This is a genomic window from Nocardia tengchongensis, assembly GCF_054781395.1.
On sequence record NZ_BAAGUM010000024.1, the window covers coordinates 1 to 907 of the forward strand.

Consider the following 907-nt stretch of genomic DNA (forward strand, 5'->3'; position numbering starts at 1 on the left):
TCGACACGCTGACCCTCATCGAGGGATTTGTAACCCGCGCCGCTCACGGCCGAGTAATGCACGAAGACGTCCGGGCCGCCTTCGTCTTGAGCGATGAAGCCGAAGCCTTTTTCACCGTTGAACCACTTCACACTGCCTTGAGCCATGCTGTGACAACTTCTTTTCTATTGGTGAGCCGGGCAAATTTTTGGTAAGAAGCCCGTTCTCAAACACTCACTATGCCATGCCCGTTGCATGAGACCCCGCCCGGCCGACCGCCGCGCCTGAGCCTGTTCGGAAAACGATCGTCCGGCACAGCCAATAGAGCCTCGATCGAGCGAGTCTGACCGTACGACCCGTGGGACGATCTTTGTCAGGCCGGCATCGGGCCGGCCAGCAGGAGGAGGCGGCGCCATGTCTGATGAGCAAGCCACACCTAACGCCAAAGGTCCAGCTAGGGTCACGATCGACCAGGCGAACCTCGAAGAGTCCGGGTTCACGCTGGCTCCAGCATCAGAGATCAACCCCGAGGACGCAGGCACCCTGACACTTGAGCACAGGGACGGACGTCCCGTCCTGGTTTGCTCTGGCGGAAAAAGCGTTCCGTCGAACATTCCCGTGATAGGTGATGGAGACGCGGTTCTCGCCGTCTACGCCGTTGCACCAGTGCCCACAGCAAGGCAGTCATCTACCTGGGCGGTATTTGAGCCCAACGACGAGCGACTGTGGGCCACGCTTAGGTGAGACGGTAGGACGCGGCAAGACCCGGCCGATTGGCAATACGCCCTGGGTATACCCCCAGGGCGTATTGCCGTTCTGCGGCCCCAAGAAGCGGCGTGGCCGACCTAAGTGCGTGTTCGGAAAACGATCTTGATCTCAACCGGTCGGCGCATCACTGCTGGTGAATGATGTCTGGTTGTGGAGGCCG

General features: G+C 60.2%; 2 protein-coding genes. One reads left to right on the forward strand and one right to left on the reverse strand.

All coding sequences use genetic code 11. The features are described 5' to 3' along the window. Positions 1-146, reverse strand: a 146-nt coding sequence (locus tag ACYVKL_RS38690; protein ID WP_460774291.1) for a cold-shock protein, incomplete at its 3' end; no start/stop codon positions are given. A 247-nt stretch (positions 147-393) separates the two neighbouring features. Between ACYVKL_RS38690 and ACYVKL_RS38695 the strand changes: the two genes are divergently transcribed. Beyond that, the gene (locus tag ACYVKL_RS38695) at positions 394-723 is read left to right on the forward strand and encodes a hypothetical protein (protein WP_379174403.1); all 330 of its coding nucleotides are present in this window, start codon (positions 394-396) and stop codon (positions 721-723) included. The last annotated feature ends 184 nt before the right edge of the window (positions 724-907 follow it).

Bases quoted from the DNA above. Each gene is read 5' to 3' on its own strand.
- ACYVKL_RS38695 (WP_379174403.1), top strand. From the start codon at position 394: ATGTCTGATGAGCAAGCCACACCTAACGCCAAAGGTCCAGCTAGGGTC.